Raw genomic sequence first — 20,212 nt, forward strand, 5'->3', positions numbered from 1 at the left:
GATATTCCCAAACGCGCGACGATGCAAGTCTGCGGCTATGCGTTCGTGCCGGGTGATCGATGCCCCCACGCGACAGATTGTCCAGAAGCATGCGCTTCCCAACCGTTGGCGGGGCATGTATATCGATCATCCGCGACCGGGGGATTCTCCGGCCGCACCGTTCGTGTTGGCTGTTCCTCGGCCGCGCCGGACCCGCACCCTTGCGGGCGATGCGAGATGCCATAGATGGGATGGGGGATGCGGGCGGACAAGAACCAATTCGGCCCGGCCCCCGCCGGGCCAATAAAACCAAGTCGTTCCAGTCGGGGCGCGGGTCCGTTGGGGGCCACGCCCGGTTCGCTCTTTGAGGAGACGAGAGGTATGGCGGACACCATGCATGCGGGCGACGGCCAGACCCGCCGTGATTTCATCTATCTGGCTGGCGCCGCCATGGGTGGCGTTGGTGCCGTCACCGCCCTGTGGCCCTTCATCCACAGCCTTAACCCCGCTGCCGACACGCTGGCTCTGGCGTCGATCGAGGTCGACCTGTCGCCGATCCAGTCGGGCCAGGCCATCAAGGCCATGTGGCGCGGCAAGCCGGTGTTCATCCGCAACCGCACCACGGAAGAGGTCGAGGCTGCCCGCGCCGTCAAGCCCGCCGAAATGATCGACCCGCAGGCCGATCAGGAGCGCGTGAAGGAAGGCAAGGACAACTGGCTGATCCTGGTCGGCGTCTGCACCCATCTGGGCTGCATTCCGCTGGGCACGTCCTCGGGCGAAGCACGCGGTGACTTTGGCGGGTGGTTCTGCCCCTGCCACGGCTCGCACTACGACACCTCCGGCCGCATCCGCAAGGGCCCCGCGCCCAAGAACCTGGCCGTGCCGGAATACAAGTTCCTGACCGACACCCGCGTCAAGATCGGCTAAGAACAGATCCAGTCAGGGAGTGCCAGATGGCTCACGCCCCACAGTCCAATTTCGAGAACCCGGTAGTGAACTGGATCGACCAGCGCCTGCCGATCTTCACGATGATGAGCAAGGAGTACGGGGTTTTCCCGACTCCGCGTAACTTCAATTACTTCTGGAATTTCGGCGCCATCGCCATGGTGGTGCTGATTACCATGATCCTGTCCGGTGTCGTGCTGGCGATGCACTACACCAACAACACGGGTCTGGCCTTTGACAGCGTCGAGCGCATCATGCGCGACGTGAATTGGGGCTGGTTCATCCGCTATCTGCACGCCAACGGCGCGTCGATGTTCTTCATCGCCGTCTATATCCACATTTTCCGCGGCGTCTATTACGGCTCCTACAAGGGCCCGCGCGAGATGGTGTGGATCTTCGGCGTCATCATCCTGCTGCTGATGATGGGCACCGCCTTCATGGGCTATGTGCTGCCCTGGGGTCAGATGTCCTTCTGGGGCGCCACGGTGATCACGAACCTGTTCTCGGCCATCCCGGTGGTGGGTGAGAGCATCGTGACGCTGCTGTGGGGTGGCTTCTCGGTCGACAACCCGACCCTGAACCGCTTCTTCGCGCTGCACTTCCTGCTGCCGTTCGTGCTGATCGCGGTCGTGTTCCTGCACGTCGCCGCCTTCCACCAGACCGGGTCCAACAACCCGCTGGGCATCGAGCCGAAGGGCCCGCAGGACACGCTGCCGTTCCATCCGTACTACACGACCAAGGACATTTTCGGCGTTGTCGTCTTCCTGATCGTCTTCAGCGCCTTCGTGTTCTTCGCCCCGAACTATCTGGGTCACCCGGACAATTACATTCCGGCCGACCCGCTGGTGACGCCGGCGCATATCGTACCCGAATGGTACTTCCTGCCGTTCTACGCGATCCTGCGTTCGATCACGTTTGCCATCAGCCTGCCCTTTACCGACGTGGTGCTGATCCCGGCCAAGCTGGGCGGCGTGCTGGCCATGTTCGGCTCCATCGCCATCATGTTCGTGTTGCCCTGGCTGGATACGTCGCCGGTTCGTTCGGCCCGTTTCCGCCCGATCTTCAAGTGGTGGGTGCTGCTCTGCCTGGTCCCGGCCTTCCTGATGCTGGGCTATGCGGGTGGCAAGCCGGCTGAACAGCCCTATGTGCTGATCGGTCAGCTGGGCACCGTCATGTATTTCGCGTTCTTCCTGGCCCTGCCGATCATCGGCCGGATCGAGAAGCCCCTCCCGCTGCCGGCCAGCATCGCCAACCCGGTCCTGGGTGGCGGCGCCGCTGCCACGCCCAAGTGATGGAGAAGGCCTAATGCGTCGTCTTCGTACCCTCATCGCCGCAGGCGTCCTGTCCATCGCCGGTCTGACCGCCGGTGCCCAGGCCTCCGGTGACACCCACCTGCCCGAGCAGGAATGGGCCCATGGTGGCGTGAACAGCTTCCTGTCCTTCTTCAAGACCTACGACTACGCTGCCGTTCAGCGTGGTTTCCAGGTCTACAAGGAAGTCTGCTCCGCCTGCCACTCCGCGCATCTGCTGTCGTACCGCAACCTGCACGACATCGGTTTCAACGAGGAAGAAGTGAAGGCCATCGCGGCTTCGGTGGAAATCACCGACGGCCCGAACGACCAGGGTGAGATGTTCACCCGTCCCGGCCTGCCGGCCGACCACTTCAAGAGCCCCTTCCCGAACAAGCAGGCCGCGGCCGCCGCCAATGGCGGCAAGGCGCCGCCGGATCTGTCGCTGATCGTGAAGGCCCGCTCGGGCTTCGAGAACTATGTCTATGCGATCCTGACCGGCTATGGCGAGGCTCCGGCCGGCCATGAGCTGCCGTCAGGCAGCAACTACAACAAGTACTTCCCCGGCAACGCCATCGCGATGCCGCAGCCGCTGTTCGAAGATGGCGTGACCTATGCCGACGGCACCAAGGCCACGATCGCCCAGCAGGCCCATGACGTGACGACCTTCCTGGCCTGGGCTGCCGAGCCCAAGCTGGACGAGCGTCGCCGCGTCGGTCTGATGGTCATCATCTTCCTGACCTTCTTCGCCGGCATCATGTATGCCGCGAAGCGCCGTCTGTGGTCGGAAGTGCATTGATCATTTGATCATCGACGGGCGGGACGGTTTCCGTCCCGCCCCCGACAGCGAGGCGCCCTTCATCGGGCGCCTCGTTTGTTTTGGGACCTGCGCGGCCTTGCAAGAAGGCGGGAGCGCAGGCTATACAAGGGTCGCGCTTGCCCTTGCCGCAAGTCGCCGTAAGCGTTTACGTCAGCCAACGTACCAACAGGACCCTGCCTGACAGCGTGGTCCCTGCCGGTACTTGTGCGACGGCTACGGCGGGGCGGGGAAAGGAGAGCGTAAAATGATAAACAACACCATGAAGGCGACGCCTTACGGCACAAGGCGGCATTTCCGGATTCGCAAACTGCCGACGCGGTATGCTGCCATCGTCATGCCATTTGTCCTGTCGATCTTCATGACCTGCGTCGTATCGGCCATCGCCACCCTGCGCAGTGTGGGTTTCGTCGACGGCGTACAATGGCTGTGGCTTCAGAACTGGGGTTTGTCCTGGGTTGTGGCCTTCCCCACCCTGCTTGTCATATTGCCATTGGTCCGACGGGTGGTCGCCTTGCTGGTGGCCGCGCCGCAGACCTGATGTCGCCCATGCCCCATCCGCCGCAGGGCGGATGGGGCCTTGTTTTCCCACCCTGTATGGCCCGGCCCCTCTATGAACGCTGACGATCTTCTTTCCCGCCTGCTGTACCGCGACGGCTTGATGCTGGTGCTGGACAAGCCGGCGGGGATCGCCGTGCATGCCGGGCCCGACATGGCCAAAGGCAAGGGTGACAATCTGGAACGGCATTTCGATGCCCTGCGCTTTGGCTTTCCCAAGCCGCCGTCGCTGGCCCACCGGCTGGACCGCGACACGTCCGGCTGTCTGATCCTGGGCCGCCACCCCAAGGCGCTGCGCCGGCTGGGCATCCTGTTCCAGGAAGGCAAGGTGGCAAAGACCTACTGGGCCATCGTCCTGGGCCATCCGGCCGACAATAGCGGCAAGATCGATGCCGGCCTGACCAAGGTCAGCGACGCCAGACGCGGCTGGCGCATGGTCATCGACAAGGAAAATGGCCAGCCGTCGGTGACGCTGTGGCGCGTGCGCGGGCGGGGGGAACTGCCCGGCATCGGCCCCGTCGCCTTCATGGAACTGAACCCCAAGACGGGCCGCACCCACCAGATCCGCGTGCATATGCAGCATTTGGGGCACCCGCTGCTGGGCGATCCCATCTATCTGCCACCGGGAGCGCCGGGGAAGGTGGGCGACGCGCTGCACCTGCATTCGCGCGCCATCACCGTGCCCATCCAGGCGACGAAGCCGCCCGTGACCATCACCGCCCCCGTCCCGCCCCACATGCGCGCGGCCCTGGCCGCTTGCGGCTGGGCGGGGGAGGATCCGGCCAGCCTCAATCCAGGGTCAGCGGCACCGTCATCACCCCCTTGCGAATGACGGCATCGCCCTGTTCGGCACGCCATTCGTTCCAGCGGCGGAAATGCGGGCTGTCGGCATGAGCGGCCACGGCAGCGGCATCCACGAACTCCTCCCAGACATGGAAGATGGCCGGGCCGTCCGTCCCTTCCTCCTCGGGGCTTCGGGCGGCGTGGAACTGCAGGCAGCCGGGTTCAAGACGGCTTTGACGCATATTCTCGCCGAACTGTTCCAGAAAGCCGCTGAGGTGGGTCAGGGCCACCTCAACCCGAATCAATTTGCCCACCCGCTTCATCAACGTTCCCCTTCCATGATCTGGTCCACCTGTTTGCCATCAACGCGCAGATCATCCAGGGCAACGCCGCCGGCCCCGTCGAACCGCAAGCGGACATCGACCATTGCCTTGCCGTCACGCAGCAGCGCTTCCAGGCGCTGAGCGCTTTGCGCCGGCTGGTAGAGGCGCAGTTCCCGCCCCGGATCGGCCAACGGCAACGGGCAGGCCGCCAAAACCTCGGTCGCACAGGATCGCAGCGGCGTAAAGCCGGGGCGCCCGGTGCCACGATCGGGAGCAATCAGGCAGATGCAGTCCTGGTCACCATAGCGGCCGGGCGGTAGATTTTCGATGTCCAACCGCGCCAGCAGATAATGTCCGCGCAGCAGGTCGCGCGGGTCGTATCCGACCAGCCGTACCCGCATCTCCGGCTGTCCCGCCCGCAACCAGGGAATGGACAGCGCCCAGCCCGTCAGGACCAGGGTCGGCAGCAGCAGCAGGGCCAATCGCAGCAGCGATCTTTTCATGGACGGTCTCCGGGCGTCCGGGCAGTTCCCCAGGCTACGGCGCGCCGGGCGGCAAAACCCAGCGCGATCAGCACCAGCCCGGCCAGCACCAGGCCCAACCCCGTCGCCATCAGCCCGCCCGCCGCATCCAGATAGGCGACGAAGACCCGTGCCGCCACCAGGGCGACAGCCAGCCGGAACAGGCCCGTGCGCTGCGTCAGCAGGGCGAGCCGCGCCAGGCCGATCCAATAGAGGCAGAAGGCCGCCCCGGTGATGATGGCCCCCGGCACGCCATCAACCAGCACAGGCAGGATGGCAAGCGGCGGTGCCAGGATCAGGGCCACGCCCCAGCCAGCACGCACGCCCCGCCGGTCGGCCGGGATCAGTGCCTGCGATCCCGTCAAGGTCACGACCCCGAAAACTGCCCCCAGCAGCGCATCGGTCTGCGCCGCCGCCGTGCCGGCCTTGTCCAGCAAGGGGGCCAGGATCAGCAGCATGATGCTGAGCACCAGCACGGCAGCACCCAGCGCCACCTGCCCCGCATGCCGGGCCCAGATGGGCGGCAGCGGCGGGCAGGCCGCGCGCAAACCATGCAGCGCCAGCACAACCAGGACCAGCATGGTCGTCAGCAGACGATGATCCTGCAGCCATTCCCAATGATCGACCGCCAGGGCCCCGGCCCAGCCGAACAGGCCCAGGGTCCAGACCCAACGGTTCATGCCACTGCGAGCCAGCACGAGCGTGAACGGGCTCGCCAGCAGCAGCCAGCCGCCCAGCAGGCCCGCCGCGCTGCCCTGCAACTGGAAGCTCTGCCCCACATGGGCGATCAGGGCCAGGGTGGACAGCGACAGCAGCAGCACGCCCCCTTCCACCCGGGTGGACAGGCCCGGTTCCCGCCGCCCCGACCAATGCCAGACGGCGCCGCCCAGACCCAGATTGATAAGCACATGCAGCCCCAGGCGCAGGCCGACAGGGATGGCGTCCCAGTTGGCGGCGATGATGGCGACGATGCCCACCCCGATGGTGAAGGCCCCCAGTACGCCCAGCGCCAGCGCCAGACGCGGACGACCGTTCGCCGCCTCGAACGCGGCGATCCGTTCGGCCGTCTGCGCGTCGATCAGCCCCGCCTGACGCCATTGCGCCAGCCTTCGCCCCAGACCGATACCCCAGACCATGCGTGTCCTTTCCCACCCAGCGGCCCGATCAGGGTGCGGCAATCGGTGCCCCGGCACAAGATCAGTCGGGCAACCGGGGCAGCAGCAGGGCCAGCAGGCCCAGGCCCTGCACCAGAACCACACCCGTTGCCAGCGCCGGAAGACCCAGCGTGATGACGGGGGCCAGCAGCGCCGTGCCCCCGGCCGCCGTGCCCAGAATGAACAGGATGACCAGGGCGGAGGCCCGGTCATCATCCCCCCGTCCCGCCATGACGGCACGCAGAAATCCCGGCGGCCCGCGCAGGCCCAGGCCGATATTCATCGGCGCGAACAGCAGCGACAGCGCCCAGACCGGCCCCCCGCCCACCAGCCCATGGATCAGCATGGCCACGCCGGCCAGGAAGGCCAGCCAGGTGCCGGTCAGGATCATGCTTTCCACCCCGAAGCGCCTGACCAGCGATCCCGTGACATTGGCGGTTACCGCAAACAGGGTGACGCCGATGGCCTGCAGGCGGATGAAATCCGTCATCTCGCCACCCATGGTCAGGGTGATGGTCAGCGGCGCCCCGAACACGAAGATCAGCAGGCCGCCCAACACACAGGCCTGTGAAACGGCATAGCGCAGGAACACGGGATCGGACAGAAGCCGCCGGTAAGATCCGCCCGTCCTTTCCGGGCACAGCCCGCCCGGCAGCAGCCGCAGTCCCCCTGCCAACGTCGCCACCACCAGCAGCGCCAGCAGAGCCAGGGTAAGGAATGGGGCTTGCCAGCCGCCCCAGGCAATCAGCGCCGCACCGGCCAGGGGCGCCACCCCAGGGGCCAGCGCTTCGATGCTGCCCAGCGCCGCCAGGGCGCGCATAGCCCCGATCTCATCAAACAGGCGACGGATGATGCCGGGGGCGAAAACGGCCGGGGCACTGCCGGCAATCCCCTGCAAAAGGCGCAGCAGGATCAGCAGATCCAGATCCCGGGCGCCGGCGGCGGCCAGATTAAGCAGGCCGAAGGCAGCCACAGCCCCCAGCAGCAGCCAGCGCCGGTCGATCCGGGCGGACAACGCCCCGAACAGCAGCAGGCCGGCGACCGCCCCACCGACATAGGCGGCGACCACCAGTTGCGCCCGTGACGGTCCGCCATCAGGCCAGGCCGCCAGGGTCGGCAACATGGGCAGGACAAGATCGGTGCCGGCCAGGCCCAGCAGCGTCCCCAGGACCAGCAATCCGCAAATCAGCAATCGTCGCATCACCGTTCCCGATCCTTGCCACACCGCCCCGACAATACCGATATCGGATGTTTTCCGGGTACGCACAGGAATGCGGGCGTGTCATGCAGGATCGGCAAATGAGTGTCCTCCGGAAGCATGATTGCAAATCAGGCAATTTACGATCAAAAAAGCGGCACAACATGCACAGTTAAAAACCAGCACTGACCGCACAGGATTACCATGCCGCGTCACCTTCTGGTCCGTCACGAACAGCGCCATCCGCATCTGTCCATGCATGTGAAGGCCGGATTGGGGGCCGCCATTGCCATCGCGGCGGCCGGCTGGCTGTCCGGGGTGACGCATCTGCCGCTGCTGCTGGCCCCGTTCGGGGCCACGGCGGTGCTGCTGTTCGCGCAGGCCGGCAGTCCGCTGGCACAGCCGGTCAATGTCGTGGGTGGATACCTGCTGGCGGCCATCATCTCCTATGCCACCCATCTGCTGCTGCCGGCCGAATGGTGGGTGGTGGGTGTGAGCGTCGGTCTGGCCATCACAGCCATGTCGGTGGCCCGCCTGACCCATCCCCCGGCAGGCGCCTTGCCCGTCGTGATGGCCGGATCAGCCGTGCCGGCACCGGAACTGCTGGGCATCGCCATCGGCGGGGCGGCCGCCATGGTGGTCTATGCCGCCATCCATCACCGGCTGCCGCCGCGGCTGCCCTATCCCCGCCGGCCGGCCACTGCCTGACCCGACCTGTCCATCAGACAGTGGGGGGGGACGTGCAGTAAACCCCTGTTATGTCCGATGTCTTATGTTATGGTACGGCCCCCTTTCGGGTAGCCGGAAGGGGGATTGACAGCAACGCCCAGGTTTTCGGCGGCCTGTTGCCGGCCGGGAACCATAGCCAACCGGACCCAGGATGAAGATCATCATCGAACGTGCCGCCCTGCTTCGCTCCCTCGGGCATGTGCAGAGCGTTGTCGAACGGCGTAACACCATCCCGGTCCTGTCCAATGTTCTGCTGCGCGCGGAAAATGGCGAACTTTCGCTGACCGCGACCGACATGGATCTGGAAATCGTCGAAAGCGTGCCGGTGGAAATCGCCCGCGCCGGGTCGGCCACGGCCCCGGCCCACACGCTGTATGACATCGCCCGCAAGCTGCCCGATGGCAGCCAGGTGGAACTGGACGCCACGGGTGACGTGCTGACCCTGCGGTCGGGTCGTTCCAACTTCCGTCTGGGCACCCTGCCGGTGGATGATTTCCCGCAGATGGCCCAGGGCGATCTGGCCCACAGCTTCACGCTGACCGCCAGCGAGCTGAAGGCCCTGATCGACCGCACGAAATTCGCCATCAGCACGGAAGAGACCCGTTATTACCTGAACGGCATCTATGTCCACGCCACCAAGCCAAAGGGCAACGAAGCCCCGGCCCTGCGCGCCGTGGCCACGGACGGCCATCGTCTGGCCCGGGTGGAAGTGCCCCTGCCCGAAGGTGCAACCGCCATCCCCGGCGTGATCGTGCCGCGCAAGACCGTCCTGGAAGTGCGCAAGCTGCTGGACGAGGTTGCGGGCGGGATCGAGGTGCAGCTGTCAGAGACCAAGGTCCGCTTCGCCTTTGACAGCATCGTGCTGACCAGCAAGCTGATCGACGGCACCTTCCCGGATTATGAGCGCGTGATCCCGGCCGGCAATGACAAGGTGCTGGAGGTCAATTCCAAGGCCTTTGCCGCCGCCGTCGACCGTGTGGCCACCATCTCCACGGAGAAGTCGCGGGCCGTGAAGCTGTCGCTGGGCCAGCAGGTACTGACGCTCTCCGCCACCTCCGCCGAGGCCGGGTCAGCCACGGAAGAGCTGGAAGTGGATTACACCAACACGCCCCTGGAAATCGGCTTCAACAGCCGTTACCTGCTGGACATCACCGGTCAGATCGAAAGCGGCAAGGCCCGCTTCCAGATGGCTGATGGCGGCTCGCCCACCATCGTCCGCGATGCCGAAGACGCATCGGCCCTGTATGTGCTGATGCCGATGCGCGTGTGATAACCCGGTCCACTGACCCGCTGCCACGAACGCCCCGACCGGACCCCCGGCCGGGGCGTTTCTCTTTTCCGCCCGCTTGCCATGCTTTCGCCAGAGGCGCATCCTATGTCCATGCCATGGACATAGGAGATGATGATGGCGGCGACGGCACGGCTGGTGGTGCAGATGACCCCGGCAGAAAAGACAAGGTTGGATGCGCAGGCCCGACGCCTGGGCATCACGACCTCTGAATTCGTGCGCCGCCGCGTCGCCGACGATGACCTGATCGACAATCGGGAGGAGATCGAGGCGTTGCTGTCTGCGCTGAGCGATGCGGCCCCTCGCATCCTGGGTCACCTGGACCGCTCCCTCGCCGAGGCAGAGGCGGCCTTGGCCGGCCTGCGCAAGGGGCAACCCGAATGAGCTTTGGCGACAAGATTCTGAGCGGCCTGAAAGCCATCGTCCTGATTGAAGAAAAGGTGCAGAGGCTGGATGCCACGGTGGGCGAATTGCGACGGGAAGCCGTAAAGGCCATCGCCGACCATGACCGCCGCCTGACACGGCTGGAAACCATCGTCGAAATCGCCCGGCCTGATGGCGCCACGCTGCGCATCGCACGACACGATGACCGGAGCGAATGACGCGGGGTTGCCTGCCGGGCAATAATTGACATTAAGCATCGCAATGTCACATTCTGAAAATGTGACACGCACAGGTGCATCATGCCATCGACTTCTCATGCCAACCTCACGATCGCCCCCAACGGGCGCGTGGTGATCCCGTCCAGCATGCGTGCGGCCTTGGGCATACCGGACGGAGGCCGCGTCGTGGCCCGCCTTGTCGATGGCACTGTCGTTCTTGAACCCATTTCGGTAGCGATAAGGCGGGCGCAGGACTACGTCCGTCAGTTCGTTCCTGAAGGGGTCAGCCTTGCAGACGAGTTGATCGCAGAGCGTCGGGCTGCCGCTGATCATGAATGACCCCGTTCTGGATTGTTCGGCTTTGCTGGCTCTGCTGTTGCGGGAGCCGGGGGCAGAACAGGTTGAAGCGGCTCTGCCGGCCGCCTGCATGTCGTCAGTGAACTTCGCAGAAGCGCTGACCAAGATGACGGAATGGGGAATCACGCTGGAGAATGCGCAAAACACAATTCGGGGATTGGGCATCGAGATTGTCGATTTCGATGCCGAGCAGGCTGCTCGCTCTGCCGGTCTGCGAAAGCTGACGCGCAGCGCAGGCTTGTCGTTAGGTGACCGGTCCTGCCTTGCCCTGGCACTTCACCGGAACACACCGGCAATGACGACAGACAAAGCCTGGCTGAGGCTGGAAGGCACTGATTTGCCCCCCATCATCTGCATTCGCGGCGTGTCATCCTGATGCACCCCGTCCCAACCCTGGCCGTCACCCGCCTGACGGTGACCCGGTTCCGGTCCTATGCCAGCGCGCGCCTGGAGTGCGATGCGCGGCCCGTTGTGTTGACGGGGGATAACGGTGCCGGCAAGACCAACATCCTGGAAGCCGTCAGCTTTCTGGCGCCGGGCCGCGGCATGCGCCGGGCCAAGCTGTCGGAGGTGGAACGCATCGGCGACAGTTCGGCCGCGGACTGGACGGGCGGCCCCGGCTGGGCCATCGCCGCGAGCGTCATCACCCCGGCCGGGCCGGTGGAGATCGGTACAGGCCGCGACCCGGCCGGCGGGGAAAGCGAGCGCCGCCTGGTCCATATTGACGGCCGACCGGCCAAGGGCCAGATCGCCCTGGCTGACCATATCTCTGTCGTCTGGCTGACGCCGCAGATGGACCGGCTGTTCCTGGAAGGATCGGCGGGGCGACGGCGGTTCCTGGACCGGCTGGTCTTCGGGTTCGATCCCGGTCATGCCGGCCGCCTGACCAAATATGAAAACGCGCTGCGGGAACGCGCCCGCATCCTGCGTGAAGGGCCGGTCGATCCCGCCTGGCTGTCAGCACTGGAAGGGCAGATGGCGGAAACCGGTATCGCCGTGGCCGCCGCCCGCGCCGACATGGCCCGCCGGCTGGAATCCGCCGCCGCCCAGGGTGTCGGCCCCTTCCCCGCCCCCGGCATCACCATCACCGGTGCTGTGGATGCAATGCTGGCCGGCCGCCCGGCACTGGAGGCGGAGGACGCCTTCCGCAAGGCCCTGGCCGAAGGGCGGCGGGCCGATGCCGCCGCCGGTGGCGCCACCATCGGTCCGCACCGGTCAGACCTGTCCGTCACCTACCGGGCCAAGGACATGCCCGCCGAACTGGGCAGTACCGGCGAACAGAAGGCCCTGCTGATCGCCATCGTGCTGGCCAATGCCCGCCTGATGCGGGCGGAGACCGGCACGGCCCCGCTGCTGCTGCTGGACGAGGTGGCCGCCCATCTGGATGAAGGCCGGCGTCAGGCCCTGTTCGACGAAATCCTTGCCACTGGCAGCCAGGCCTGGCTGACCGGCACCGATGCCACAACCTTCAGGGGGCTTGGCACCGGAGCGCAGCATTTCACCGTGGCCAACGGCCGTCTGACCGTCACGCCCCCCGATGATGTCCATGCGTCGCGCTTGGGATTAGAAACGCCCGCCGGCGCTGGTATCCACCCTTACGGTGCAAACACATAGATCAGGGACTTCCCCGCCAAGCCCCGAACGGCGGCACCGACCCGGTCAGGGGCCCATTCGGCCAGTCGCCCCTGCAAGGCGCCGACACTGAGCATATCTTCTGCCAGAAGCAGGGACAGCACTGCGGTTTCATCCGCCGTCATCTTCGCTGTCCCGCCGGCTGTCCCCCCCCGGCGCTGCACAGGCATCAGCACCGTCTCGGGCGCGGACAGGTCATCCAGACCCAGATTGATCGGGGCCAGACGCGAACCTTGCAGCCAGTGGCCACCTGCCAGAAAAGTGGACAGATCAAGCCGGTCGGCCAGGCGCAGCAGGACCGCGCGCAATGCCGCTTCCTGCTGGCCAAGTTCGTCCAGGTCGGAAAGCGGAGAGACGTCGCGGCGCAGTTCTTCTTCCTGGGACAAAGCCTGCCGAAGGGCCCAGATGACCGCATCGATCCCCGCCGCCGGCTTGATCCCGATCGTCAGGTGCAGCGAACGCCCCCCATCGTGCAGCAGTTCAGCCCTGTGGGCATCCCCACGGGGCAGATACAGCATGTCGCCGGGTTCCATTACGGTCTGCCATTCCGGGTCGCCCGGCGGGACATGTTCCAGATCATGTGTTTCCGCCAACGGGTAGCGATGCAATTGCCCGTAACAGAACCAACGCTTGGCGCCATAGACCTGAAGGATCAGCACATCATGATTGTCCCAATGCGTCTTGAAGGCAGCCTGCCTAGCAAAGCTTGCATAGCAGTTGGTCTGGACGTTGGCACCCAGATGCCGCTCCAGCATGACATTCAGCGCCGCTATGCGGGTGAAGTGCCGATGAATGTTATTGAAGACAAGGCTGACGCCCTGATCGCAGAGCGATTGCAGCGCGCGCGTGTCAACCACCCTGCGCTTCAGCGTCGGATGACGCTGCATATACATTTCCACCGGGATGTCACGTCCCTGACGGACGACCCGAGTGGTGGCCGCCGTGATGCGTTCCTCCGTGATCAGCGCCGGCAGCATGTCCCAGGACAGCAATTGCTGGAAATAGGGGGCGCTCCCCCCCGGCAGATGCAGGCGCCGGTTCTCCCGGATGGCGGAAAGCAACAGGGCCGGGTCATGGGGATGCAACAGGGTACGCAAACCATTGGTCATGCCATCATCCCCGAGAAGCCAGTGCCAGGGCCATTTCATGCCGCCCATTCTGATCATTGGGGGCATACCGAATCATCCGGCAGCCTGCCAGGGCAAGGGAATTTTTCGCGCCCTTTCCGGCCAGGGATGAAGTATAGTCGCGGCAGTTTTCCGTGCGTTAGCCGCTCTTTATCACAGATCCGAGTTCATGTCCGATATCCCCAACGCCACCCCCGCCATTGACCCCGAAGCCGCTGCCGAAGCCTATGGCGCCAGCAGTATCAAGGTACTGAAGGGCCTGGATGCCGTCCGTAAACGTCCCGGCATGTATATCGGCGACACCGATGACGGGTCGGGCCTGCACCATATGGTTTATGAGGTGGTGGACAACGCCATCGACGAGGCGCTGGCCGGGCACGCCGACCGGGTGGATGTGCGCTTGAATGCCGACGGGTCGGTGACCGTGCGCGACAATGGCCGCGGTATCCCCGTGGACATCCACAAGGAAGAGGGCGTGTCGGCGGCAGAGGTCATCATGACCCAGTTGCATGCCGGCGGCAAATTTGACCAGAACAGCTACAAGGTGTCCGGCGGCCTGCACGGCGTGGGCGTGTCCGTCGTGAACGCCCTGTCGGAGGTGCTGGACCTGCGCATCTGGCGCCTGGGCCGCGTCTGGGAAATGCGTTTCGCCCATGGCGATGCCGTGGCGCCGCTGGCCGATGTCGGCTCCGCCCCCGTCGTGACGGAAGGCCGGCGCGCCGGTCAGTCCCTGACCGGAACGGAAGTGACCTTCCTGCCGTCCAAGGCCACCTTCACCAAGACTGATTTCGATTTCCAGACCCTGGAACATCGCCTGCGCGAACTGGCCTTCCTCAATTCCGGCGTACTGATCATCTTCACCGATGCACGCGGGGTGGAGCCGAAGACAGTCGAGCTGTATTACGAGGGTGGGCTGGAGGCGTTTGTCGCCTATCTGGACCGGTCCAAGACCCCCCTGCACAAGCCCGGCATCTATGCCAAGGCCGAGCGCGCGTCGGAGGCCGGCGTGCCCATCGGCGTGGAAGTGTCGTTGCAGTGGAACGACAGCTATCACGAGACGACGCTGTGCTTCACCAACAACATCCCGCAGCGTGATGGCGGCACCCATCTGGCCGGCTTCCGCGCCGCCCTGACCCGCACCGTCAACAAATATGCGGAAGAAAGCGGCATCCTGAAGAAGGAGAAGGTGGCGCTGTCGGGCGACGACATGCGCGAGGGCCTGACCTGCATCATCTCCGTCAAGGTGCCGGACCCGAAATTCTCCAGCCAGACCAAGGACAAGCTGGTCTCGTCCGAGGTGCGGCCGGTGGTGGAGGCGATCTGCGCCGACGCGCTCTCCACCTGGTTTGAGGAGCATCCCGCCGACGCCCGCAAGATCGTGGGCAAGGTGGTGGAAGCCGCCGCCGCGCGTGAAGCCGCCCGCAAGGCCCGCGAGCTGACCCGCCGCAAGGGTGCCCTGGACATGGCCAGCCTGCCCGGCAAGCTGGCCGACTGTCAGGAGCGCGACCCGGCCTTGTCCGAACTGTTCATCGTGGAAGGTGACAGCGCCGGCGGTTCGGCCAAGCAGGGCCGGTCGCGCCAGAACCAGGCCATCCTGCCCCTGCGCGGCAAGATCCTGAATGTGGAGCGGGCGCGTTTCGACAAGATGCTGTCCTCGGCCGAGATCGGCACCCTGATCGCAGCACTGGGCACCGGCATTGGCCGGGACGAGTTCAATATCGAAAAGGCCCGGTACCACAAGATCATCATCATGACGGACGCCGATGTCGACGGCGCCCATATCCGGACCCTGCTGCTGACTTTCTTCTACCGGCAGATGCCCGACATTATCGAGAAGGGCTATCTCTATATCGCGCAGCCGCCGCTGTACCGCGTGAAGCGCGGCACGGCCAAGGAACGGTACCTGAAGGATGATCGCGCGCTGGAGGATTACCTGATCAATCAGGGCACGGACGACGTGTTCCTGATCGGGGCCGATGGCAGCGCCCGGGGTGGCGATGATCTGCGTGGTCTGGTCGAACAGGCCCGCGCCGCCCGATCCGCCCTGCAGGCCCTGGCCCGCAAGGCCGGCAACCGCGACGTCGTTGAGCAGGCCGCCATCATTGGCGCCCTGTCAGCCAAACTGCTGGACGACCCGGCCCGCGCCGCCAATCTGGCCGCGACGGTGGCCGAGCGTCTGAACACCCTGGCCCATGACCGCGCCATCGCGGCCGGCGATGCCATGGCCGCCGACGCCACGGCCGCCGCCATCGGTGGCTGGACGGGCACGGCCGATCAGGATGGTCTGATCCTGGCCCGCACCCGCCGCGGCGTCACCCATCGCCATGTGCTGGATGCCGACCTGCTGAAAAGCGTGGAGGCCCGGCGTCTGGACGCGATGCAGGACCATCTGGCCGCCACCTATACGGCCACCGCCACCCTGCGCCACCGCGTCAAGGATCTGCGCACGGTCACGGGCCCCGCATCCCTGTTCGAAGGGGTCATCGACCAGGGCCGCCACGGCCTGACCATCCAGCGCTACAAGGGTCTGGGCGAAATGAACCCCGACCAGCTGTGGGAAACCACGCTGGACCCCACCAACCGGTCGCTGCTGCAGGTCAAGGTCAACCATACCGAGGATGCAGAGGACGTGTTCAGCACCCTGATGGGCGACGTGGTCGAACCCCGCCGCGCCTTCATCCAGGAAAACGCCCTGAAGGTGGCGAACCTGGACGTGTGATCGGATCACCGCCGATAATCCACGAAAACAAAGCCCCCGCCGAGAATATCCGGCGGGGGCTTTGTGTTTCACGGCTCCGCATAAAGCGCCAGACAGGCGTCCGGCGGCGGGGGCGGCGGCTTGGGCGGGCCGGGCGGGGTGGTGACGGGCGGGGGTGGGGCAAACCAGCTCATCAGCTCGGCACCACAGCCATCGCCGGGCGGCGGCTCTTCCTGCGCCTCGCAATGGGCGGCACCGGCCGGGCAAGCCAGGCGCACATGGAAATGCGCGGCGTGACCGAACCAGGGGCGGACCTTGCGCAGCCAGTCGCGGTCGCCCGTCACCTGTTCGCACAAGGCCAGCTTGATGGCCGGGTTCACGAAAATGCGGGCCACGCGGGCATCATCGGCCGCCAGCTGCAGCAACCGCACCTGGGCCGGGCCGAACCGGGTTGCGTCCACGCGCTGGGCCTTGGCGTCCACCATGCTGGCGAAATCTTCCCGCTCCCGCTCTGCGGGGGAAAGCGGTGGCAGGTCCAGCACGAACCAGACATCGGCATCCAGGCCCATCTGATGACTGGCATGGCCCGTCGGCATGCGCCCGCCCCGCACCATCCCCAGGTCGCCGATGGCCAGCCGGCCCAGCCCCTGTCCCGTCGTGCGCTGCGCCAGATCGTGCAGGTAGGACAGCAGCGCGGGATGGCCGTAATTGCGGCGGCGGGACAGGTTCATCACCTGATACCCATCCCCCTGCGCCGGCAGCTCCACGGCGCCGCGCACACAGCCATTGGCATAGGAACCGATGGGATCGGCCGGCCCGCGCCCGGGTGTGCGCAGACTCTGCGGCACCGGTGGAGCGGCGGGAGCGGCCATGGCCGCTGCCGCAGCATGGGCCTTCTGGGCCGCCGCCGCGACGGACGGCAGGCAGAGGGCCAGCACCAGCATCCCGCCGGCCAGCAGCAACCGGGTCCCCACAGGATCCGTTCCCATCAGCAACCCCATTCTAAGCAGATTTTTCGGACTCCGCCCACAGATGGCGGGCTCGGAAAATCTGCTGAACCATAGAGTCAGCAGGCTCCTCCAGGCCGGGCCATGTGTGGCCCGATCTGGCGGAGCCTGCTTAGGGCAGCGCCCATCATTGCGGTCGCATGGCCAAGGCGGCGTCGGCCACCGGTTCGGTACCCAGCGCGTCACCCACGGCGGCCATGAAACCCTCGGCAACGCCGAAGCTGTCCGTGTCGGCGGTATTGGCGTTGAAGACGATCGTCAGGTCAAGGGCCGGACAATGCACGACCATCGTCCCAAAATAGCCCCCCTGCCCCAAGCAGGCATGCGGCCCCACCTTTTCCGGAGCGAACAGGGCCGGTCGAAGGCGCCCGCCATAGCCCTCGCCCGTTTCGGCCACCTGCATGACCAGGCCTGAAGCCAGGGTGGCCGGATCGCGGAACACCTGCCCCCGGAAGATCGCGCGAAAGAAGCGGGACAGATCATCCACAGTGGAGACAAGGCCGCCCGCGCCGTAGAGATCATAGGACGGGTCGGCCGCGGTCATGTCGATGTCGCCCACGAACTGATGGCTGCGCGGCTTCGCACCAGGTGGCGGCGGCTCCAGGCTTTCCAGCCATGTGGACGTCAAACCCAGCCTGTCGAAGGGCAACAGGCTGCGCAGCGCCGCCGCCATGGGTTGGCCGGTCGTCCGTTCCAGGATCTCCCCCAAAATGGAATAGCCGGTGTCGGCGTAATGGAACCGCTCGCCCGGCTTGCCATAGGCAGAGCCGGCCTTCATCGCGATGGCGATCTGTTCGTGCCGGGTCCAGCGACGCTGGGGATGGGCCAGCATGGATTGCTCGTAATTGGGATCGTCGTAAAAGTCGCGGATGCCGCTGGTATGGTCCATCAGCTGCCGCACCGTGATATGGTGCGGATCATAGCCACCCGACTGAAGCAGGTGCCGCGTCTCCGGCGATACCAGCCGATCGATGGGCTGCGACAGCGCCACCCGCCCGTCCTCCGCCAACCGCAGGATGGCGGCACCGACGAAGATCTTGGTGACACTGGCCACCCGGAAGGGCTGATCGGGGGACAGGGGCGTGCCGGATTTGGGGTCGGCCATGCCAACGGCGGACCGCCAGTCAATCCCATGGCGCGGGGCATAGACCCGGACGGCGATGCCGGGGCTGCTGGGCAGGGCCGCTGCCGCCTGTTCCAGCGCGTGGTGAAATCTGTCTGTGACATCCGGCGCCGCCGCGACCGTACCGGTCCAGCAGGCGAAGGCGACATTGAAAGCCGCCACCGACCGCAACCAACCCGCCATGCCCGCACCTTCTCCGCAAAGGACGACAATGACGCAGCCTAACAGATTTCCAATCGGCGGTGGCAGACCGGCAAAGGGGCCGGTGCGATCGATCCGCACCGGCCACCGGGAACGGGCGCATCAAATCACCCCTGACGCACACGGGTGATGAACCGATCCACCTCACGCTGAAGATGATTGGCTTCCTGCGACAGGGTGCCGGCGGCGGCCAGCACCTGTGACGCGGCACTCCCGGCCTCACCCGCAGCGCTGGAGACGCCCGTGATGTTGCTGGACACTTCCGCGGTGCCTTCAGCCGCCTGCTGAACATTGCGGCCAATCTCCCGCGTGGCGGCGGATTGCTCCTCCACAGCCGAGGCGATGGAGCCGGCGATTTCCGACAGGCGTGTGACTGTGCCGCTGATGGCGCCGATGGCGGTGACGGCCGCCGTCGTCTGGCTCTGCACGGCGGCGATCTGGGCCCCGATCTCCTCTGTTGCCTTCGCCGTCTGCGTGGCCAGGCTTTTCACTTCTGAGGCCACGACGGCGAAGCCCTTGCCGGCTTCCCCGGCACGGGCCGCCTCGATCGTCGCGTTCAGGGCCAGCAGGTTGGTCTGGCTGGCAATGTCGGAGATCAGCTTGACGACGGTGCCGATGCGCTGCGCCGTTTCGGCCAGGGAAGCGACGGTCTGGTTGGTCTGGTTCGCCTCGCGTTCCGCCTCCTTGGAAATCTGGGAGGATTCCGACACCTGGCGGGCGATTTCCTGGATGGAGCTGCCCAGCTCCTCGGTCGCCGACGCCACTGTCTGCACGTTGGCGGCAGCCTGCTCCGTGGCAGCGGCCACGGCCCCCGCCTGCTGGTTTGTCTGGGTGGCGATGGCCGTCATGCTCTGCGCACTGGATTGCAGTTCGACGGCGGAGGAGGTGACCGACTCGACCACACCCTTGACGCTGCTCTCGAACTCATCGGCCAGTTTCAGCATGGCGGCGCGACGCTCCTCGGCCGCGCGCAGTTCCGCCTCCTTGGCTTCCTGTTCCATCTGGCGAGCCCGAGTCAGGTTGTCCTTGAAGATCTGCAGCCCGGCGGCGACCAGGCCCACCTCGTCCTTGCGGCCGACACCGTGGATTTGCGTGGTCAGGTCGCCCGCGGCCAGTTTGTTCAGGCTTTCCACCGACTGGCCGATGGGCCGCGTGATGGTCAAGGTGGCAACCAGCCAGCCGATGACAATGCCGCCCAGCACACCGGCAATGGCCACGGTCAGCATGGTGACGCGGGTAGTGTGCGCCAGATCTGCTGCTTCCTTGGCAATTTCTCCGGATCGGTCGTTGGAGTAGTTGAAATATTCCCGTGCCGCCTGTTGCAGACGGTTCGCCACCTCGCGGGACTCGGTTACCGAATCCCGGATCTCCTTCTGGGCCTCGCTCAAGGTGACCCGCGTGGCGTTGCGGCGGACCGTGGCAATCGTGCCTTCCAGCTCCGGCAAATAGGCTTTCAGTTCGCGTTCAAGCCCGTCCAGCAGCCGCAGCTGGTCCTTGTTTGCCGTCAACCGCAGGGTCGCCAGGCGCTCAATCAACTGGTCGCGCTGCTCCGTGATGATCTTCAGTACGCCTTCCGCCTGCTGCGGATCGACGGCCATCTGATATTCGGCCCGGTTCAAGGCGACCACATTCTGATTGATCCGCGATCCCAGCAGTGCCTCACCGCCGGTTTGCTGCACACGGTCGGTGGCATCACCAAGCTCGGATATGCCCGCGACCCCTGTGATCGCCACAATGATGGTCACCAGGCTCAACACGCCGATGAGCAGAAACAGCTTGTGAATGATACGCCAGTTCGCGAGGGACATCTGCTCTCTCCTGCCATTTGGGTATGGGGTCACGCTCCCTGCACTCTTTGGGTGCATAGGTCGCCTGCTTGTC

General features: G+C 65.6%; 21 protein-coding genes. 13 read left to right on the forward strand and 8 right to left on the reverse strand.

All coding sequences use genetic code 11. The annotated features are described in order from the left end of the window. Positions 1-360 precede the first annotated feature (360 nt). The 5 genes from petA to ACODTW_RS11570 all read left to right on the forward strand — a co-directional run bounded on the left by petA (position 361) and on the right by ACODTW_RS11570 (position 4,420). Positions 361-906, forward strand: coding sequence for a ubiquinol-cytochrome c reductase iron-sulfur subunit (gene petA, locus ACODTW_RS11550; RefSeq protein ID WP_488946151.1), 546 nt, complete (start codon positions 361-363; stop codon positions 904-906). 26 nt (positions 907-932) lie between these two features. Further along, positions 933-2,216: a cytochrome b gene (locus ACODTW_RS11555; protein WP_488946152.1), complete on the forward strand. Its 1,284-nt coding sequence runs from the start codon at positions 933-935 to the stop codon at positions 2,214-2,216. 13 nt (positions 2,217-2,229) lie between these two features. Next, a complete protein-coding gene (locus ACODTW_RS11560; RefSeq protein WP_488946153.1) occupies positions 2,230-3,012 on the forward strand; it encodes a cytochrome c1 in 783 nt (260 codons plus the stop codon). A 265-nt stretch (positions 3,013-3,277) separates the two neighbouring features. Next, on the forward strand, positions 3,278-3,571 hold the full coding sequence (locus ACODTW_RS11565) for a DUF2798 domain-containing protein (protein WP_488946154.1): 294 nt from the start codon (positions 3,278-3,280) through the stop codon (positions 3,569-3,571). A 72-nt stretch (positions 3,572-3,643) separates the two neighbouring features. Beyond that, positions 3,644-4,420, forward strand: a complete 777-nt coding sequence (locus ACODTW_RS11570; protein WP_488946155.1) for an RluA family pseudouridine synthase — start codon at positions 3,644-3,646, stop codon at positions 4,418-4,420. Here ACODTW_RS11570 and ACODTW_RS11575 read toward each other — a convergent pair. The 4 genes from ACODTW_RS11575 to ACODTW_RS11590 form a co-directional block, all read right to left on the reverse strand. Then, complete coding sequence (locus ACODTW_RS11575; RefSeq protein WP_488946156.1) at positions 4,377-4,694, reverse strand: putative quinol monooxygenase; 318 nt, start codon at positions 4,692-4,694, stop codon at positions 4,377-4,379. The genes ACODTW_RS11570 and ACODTW_RS11575 overlap by 44 nt on opposite strands. Then, entirely contained in the window at positions 4,694-5,197 is a 504-nt protein-coding gene (locus tag ACODTW_RS11580) for a hypothetical protein (RefSeq protein WP_488946157.1), read from the reverse strand. The genes ACODTW_RS11575 and ACODTW_RS11580 overlap by 1 nt, the downstream gene beginning before the upstream one ends. After that, positions 5,194-6,351, reverse strand: coding sequence for a DUF2157 domain-containing protein (locus tag ACODTW_RS11585; protein ID WP_488946158.1), 1,158 nt, complete (start codon positions 6,349-6,351; stop codon positions 5,194-5,196). Before ACODTW_RS11585 ends, ACODTW_RS11580 begins: the two co-directional genes overlap by 4 nt. Before the next feature lie 61 nt (positions 6,352-6,412). Further along, positions 6,413-7,570: an MFS transporter gene (locus ACODTW_RS11590; protein WP_488946159.1), complete on the reverse strand. Its 1,158-nt coding sequence runs from the start codon at positions 7,568-7,570 to the stop codon at positions 6,413-6,415. 201 nt (positions 7,571-7,771) lie between these two features. Between ACODTW_RS11590 and ACODTW_RS11595 the strand changes: the two genes are divergently transcribed. The 7 genes from ACODTW_RS11595 (at position 7,772) to recF (ending at position 12,157) form a co-directional block, all read left to right on the forward strand. Beyond that, positions 7,772-8,275, forward strand: a complete 504-nt coding sequence (locus tag ACODTW_RS11595; protein ID WP_488946160.1) for an HPP family protein — start codon at positions 7,772-7,774, stop codon at positions 8,273-8,275. Between the two features lie 172 nt (positions 8,276-8,447). Further along, positions 8,448-9,566, forward strand: a complete 1,119-nt coding sequence (gene dnaN / locus ACODTW_RS11600; RefSeq protein ID WP_488946161.1) for a DNA polymerase III subunit beta — start codon at positions 8,448-8,450, stop codon at positions 9,564-9,566. A gap of 129 nt (positions 9,567-9,695) precedes the next feature. Next, positions 9,696-9,968 (forward strand): plasmid mobilization protein, encoded by a 273-nt coding sequence (locus ACODTW_RS11605; RefSeq protein ID WP_488946162.1) that lies wholly within the window; start codon positions 9,696-9,698, stop codon positions 9,966-9,968. Further along, positions 9,965-10,186: a hypothetical protein gene (locus ACODTW_RS11610; protein WP_488946163.1), complete on the forward strand. Its 222-nt coding sequence runs from the start codon at positions 9,965-9,967 to the stop codon at positions 10,184-10,186. The genes ACODTW_RS11605 and ACODTW_RS11610 overlap by 4 nt, the downstream gene beginning before the upstream one ends. Positions 10,187-10,267: 81 nt before the next feature. Continuing rightward, complete coding sequence (locus tag ACODTW_RS11615; protein WP_488946164.1) at positions 10,268-10,525, forward strand: AbrB/MazE/SpoVT family DNA-binding domain-containing protein; 258 nt, start codon at positions 10,268-10,270, stop codon at positions 10,523-10,525. Next, a complete protein-coding gene (locus ACODTW_RS11620; protein ID WP_488946165.1) occupies positions 10,518-10,919 on the forward strand; it encodes a type II toxin-antitoxin system VapC family toxin in 402 nt (133 codons plus the stop codon). Before ACODTW_RS11615 ends, ACODTW_RS11620 begins: the two co-directional genes overlap by 8 nt. Beyond that, entirely contained in the window at positions 10,919-12,157 is a 1,239-nt protein-coding gene (gene recF / locus ACODTW_RS11625; RefSeq protein WP_488946166.1) for a DNA replication/repair protein RecF, read from the forward strand. The genes ACODTW_RS11620 and recF overlap by 1 nt, the downstream gene beginning before the upstream one ends. Here the strand turns inward: recF and ACODTW_RS11630 are convergent. Then, positions 12,139-13,284 carry a cupin domain-containing protein gene (locus tag ACODTW_RS11630; RefSeq protein ID WP_488946167.1) on the reverse strand — a complete coding sequence of 382 codons (1,146 nt, stop codon included), beginning with the start codon at positions 13,282-13,284 and terminating at the stop codon, positions 12,139-12,141. The genes recF and ACODTW_RS11630 overlap by 19 nt on opposite strands. 187 nt (positions 13,285-13,471) lie before the next feature. Between ACODTW_RS11630 and gyrB the strand changes: the two genes are divergently transcribed. Then, positions 13,472-16,021 carry a DNA topoisomerase (ATP-hydrolyzing) subunit B gene (gene gyrB / locus ACODTW_RS11635; protein ID WP_488946168.1) on the forward strand — a complete coding sequence of 850 codons (2,550 nt, stop codon included), beginning with the start codon at positions 13,472-13,474 and terminating at the stop codon, positions 16,019-16,021. A 68-nt stretch (positions 16,022-16,089) separates the two neighbouring features. Here the strand turns inward: gyrB and mepA are convergent, their stop codons facing one another. The 3 genes from mepA to ACODTW_RS11650 form a co-directional block, all read right to left on the reverse strand. After that, positions 16,090-16,989, reverse strand: a complete 900-nt coding sequence (gene mepA, locus ACODTW_RS11640; RefSeq protein ID WP_488946169.1) for a penicillin-insensitive murein endopeptidase — start codon at positions 16,987-16,989, stop codon at positions 16,090-16,092. 145 nt (positions 16,990-17,134) lie between these two features. Next, the gene (locus tag ACODTW_RS11645; protein WP_488946170.1) at positions 17,135-18,313 is read right to left on the reverse strand and encodes a serine hydrolase domain-containing protein; all 1,179 of its coding nucleotides are present in this window, start codon (positions 18,311-18,313) and stop codon (positions 17,135-17,137) included. Positions 18,314-18,438: 125 nt separating this feature from the next. Next, positions 18,439-20,139, reverse strand: coding sequence for a methyl-accepting chemotaxis protein (locus tag ACODTW_RS11650; RefSeq protein ID WP_488946171.1), 1,701 nt, complete (start codon positions 20,137-20,139; stop codon positions 18,439-18,441). Between the last annotated feature and the right edge of the window lie 73 nt (positions 20,140-20,212).

The sequence above is a fragment of the Niveispirillum sp. FG148 genome (assembly GCF_057809655.1).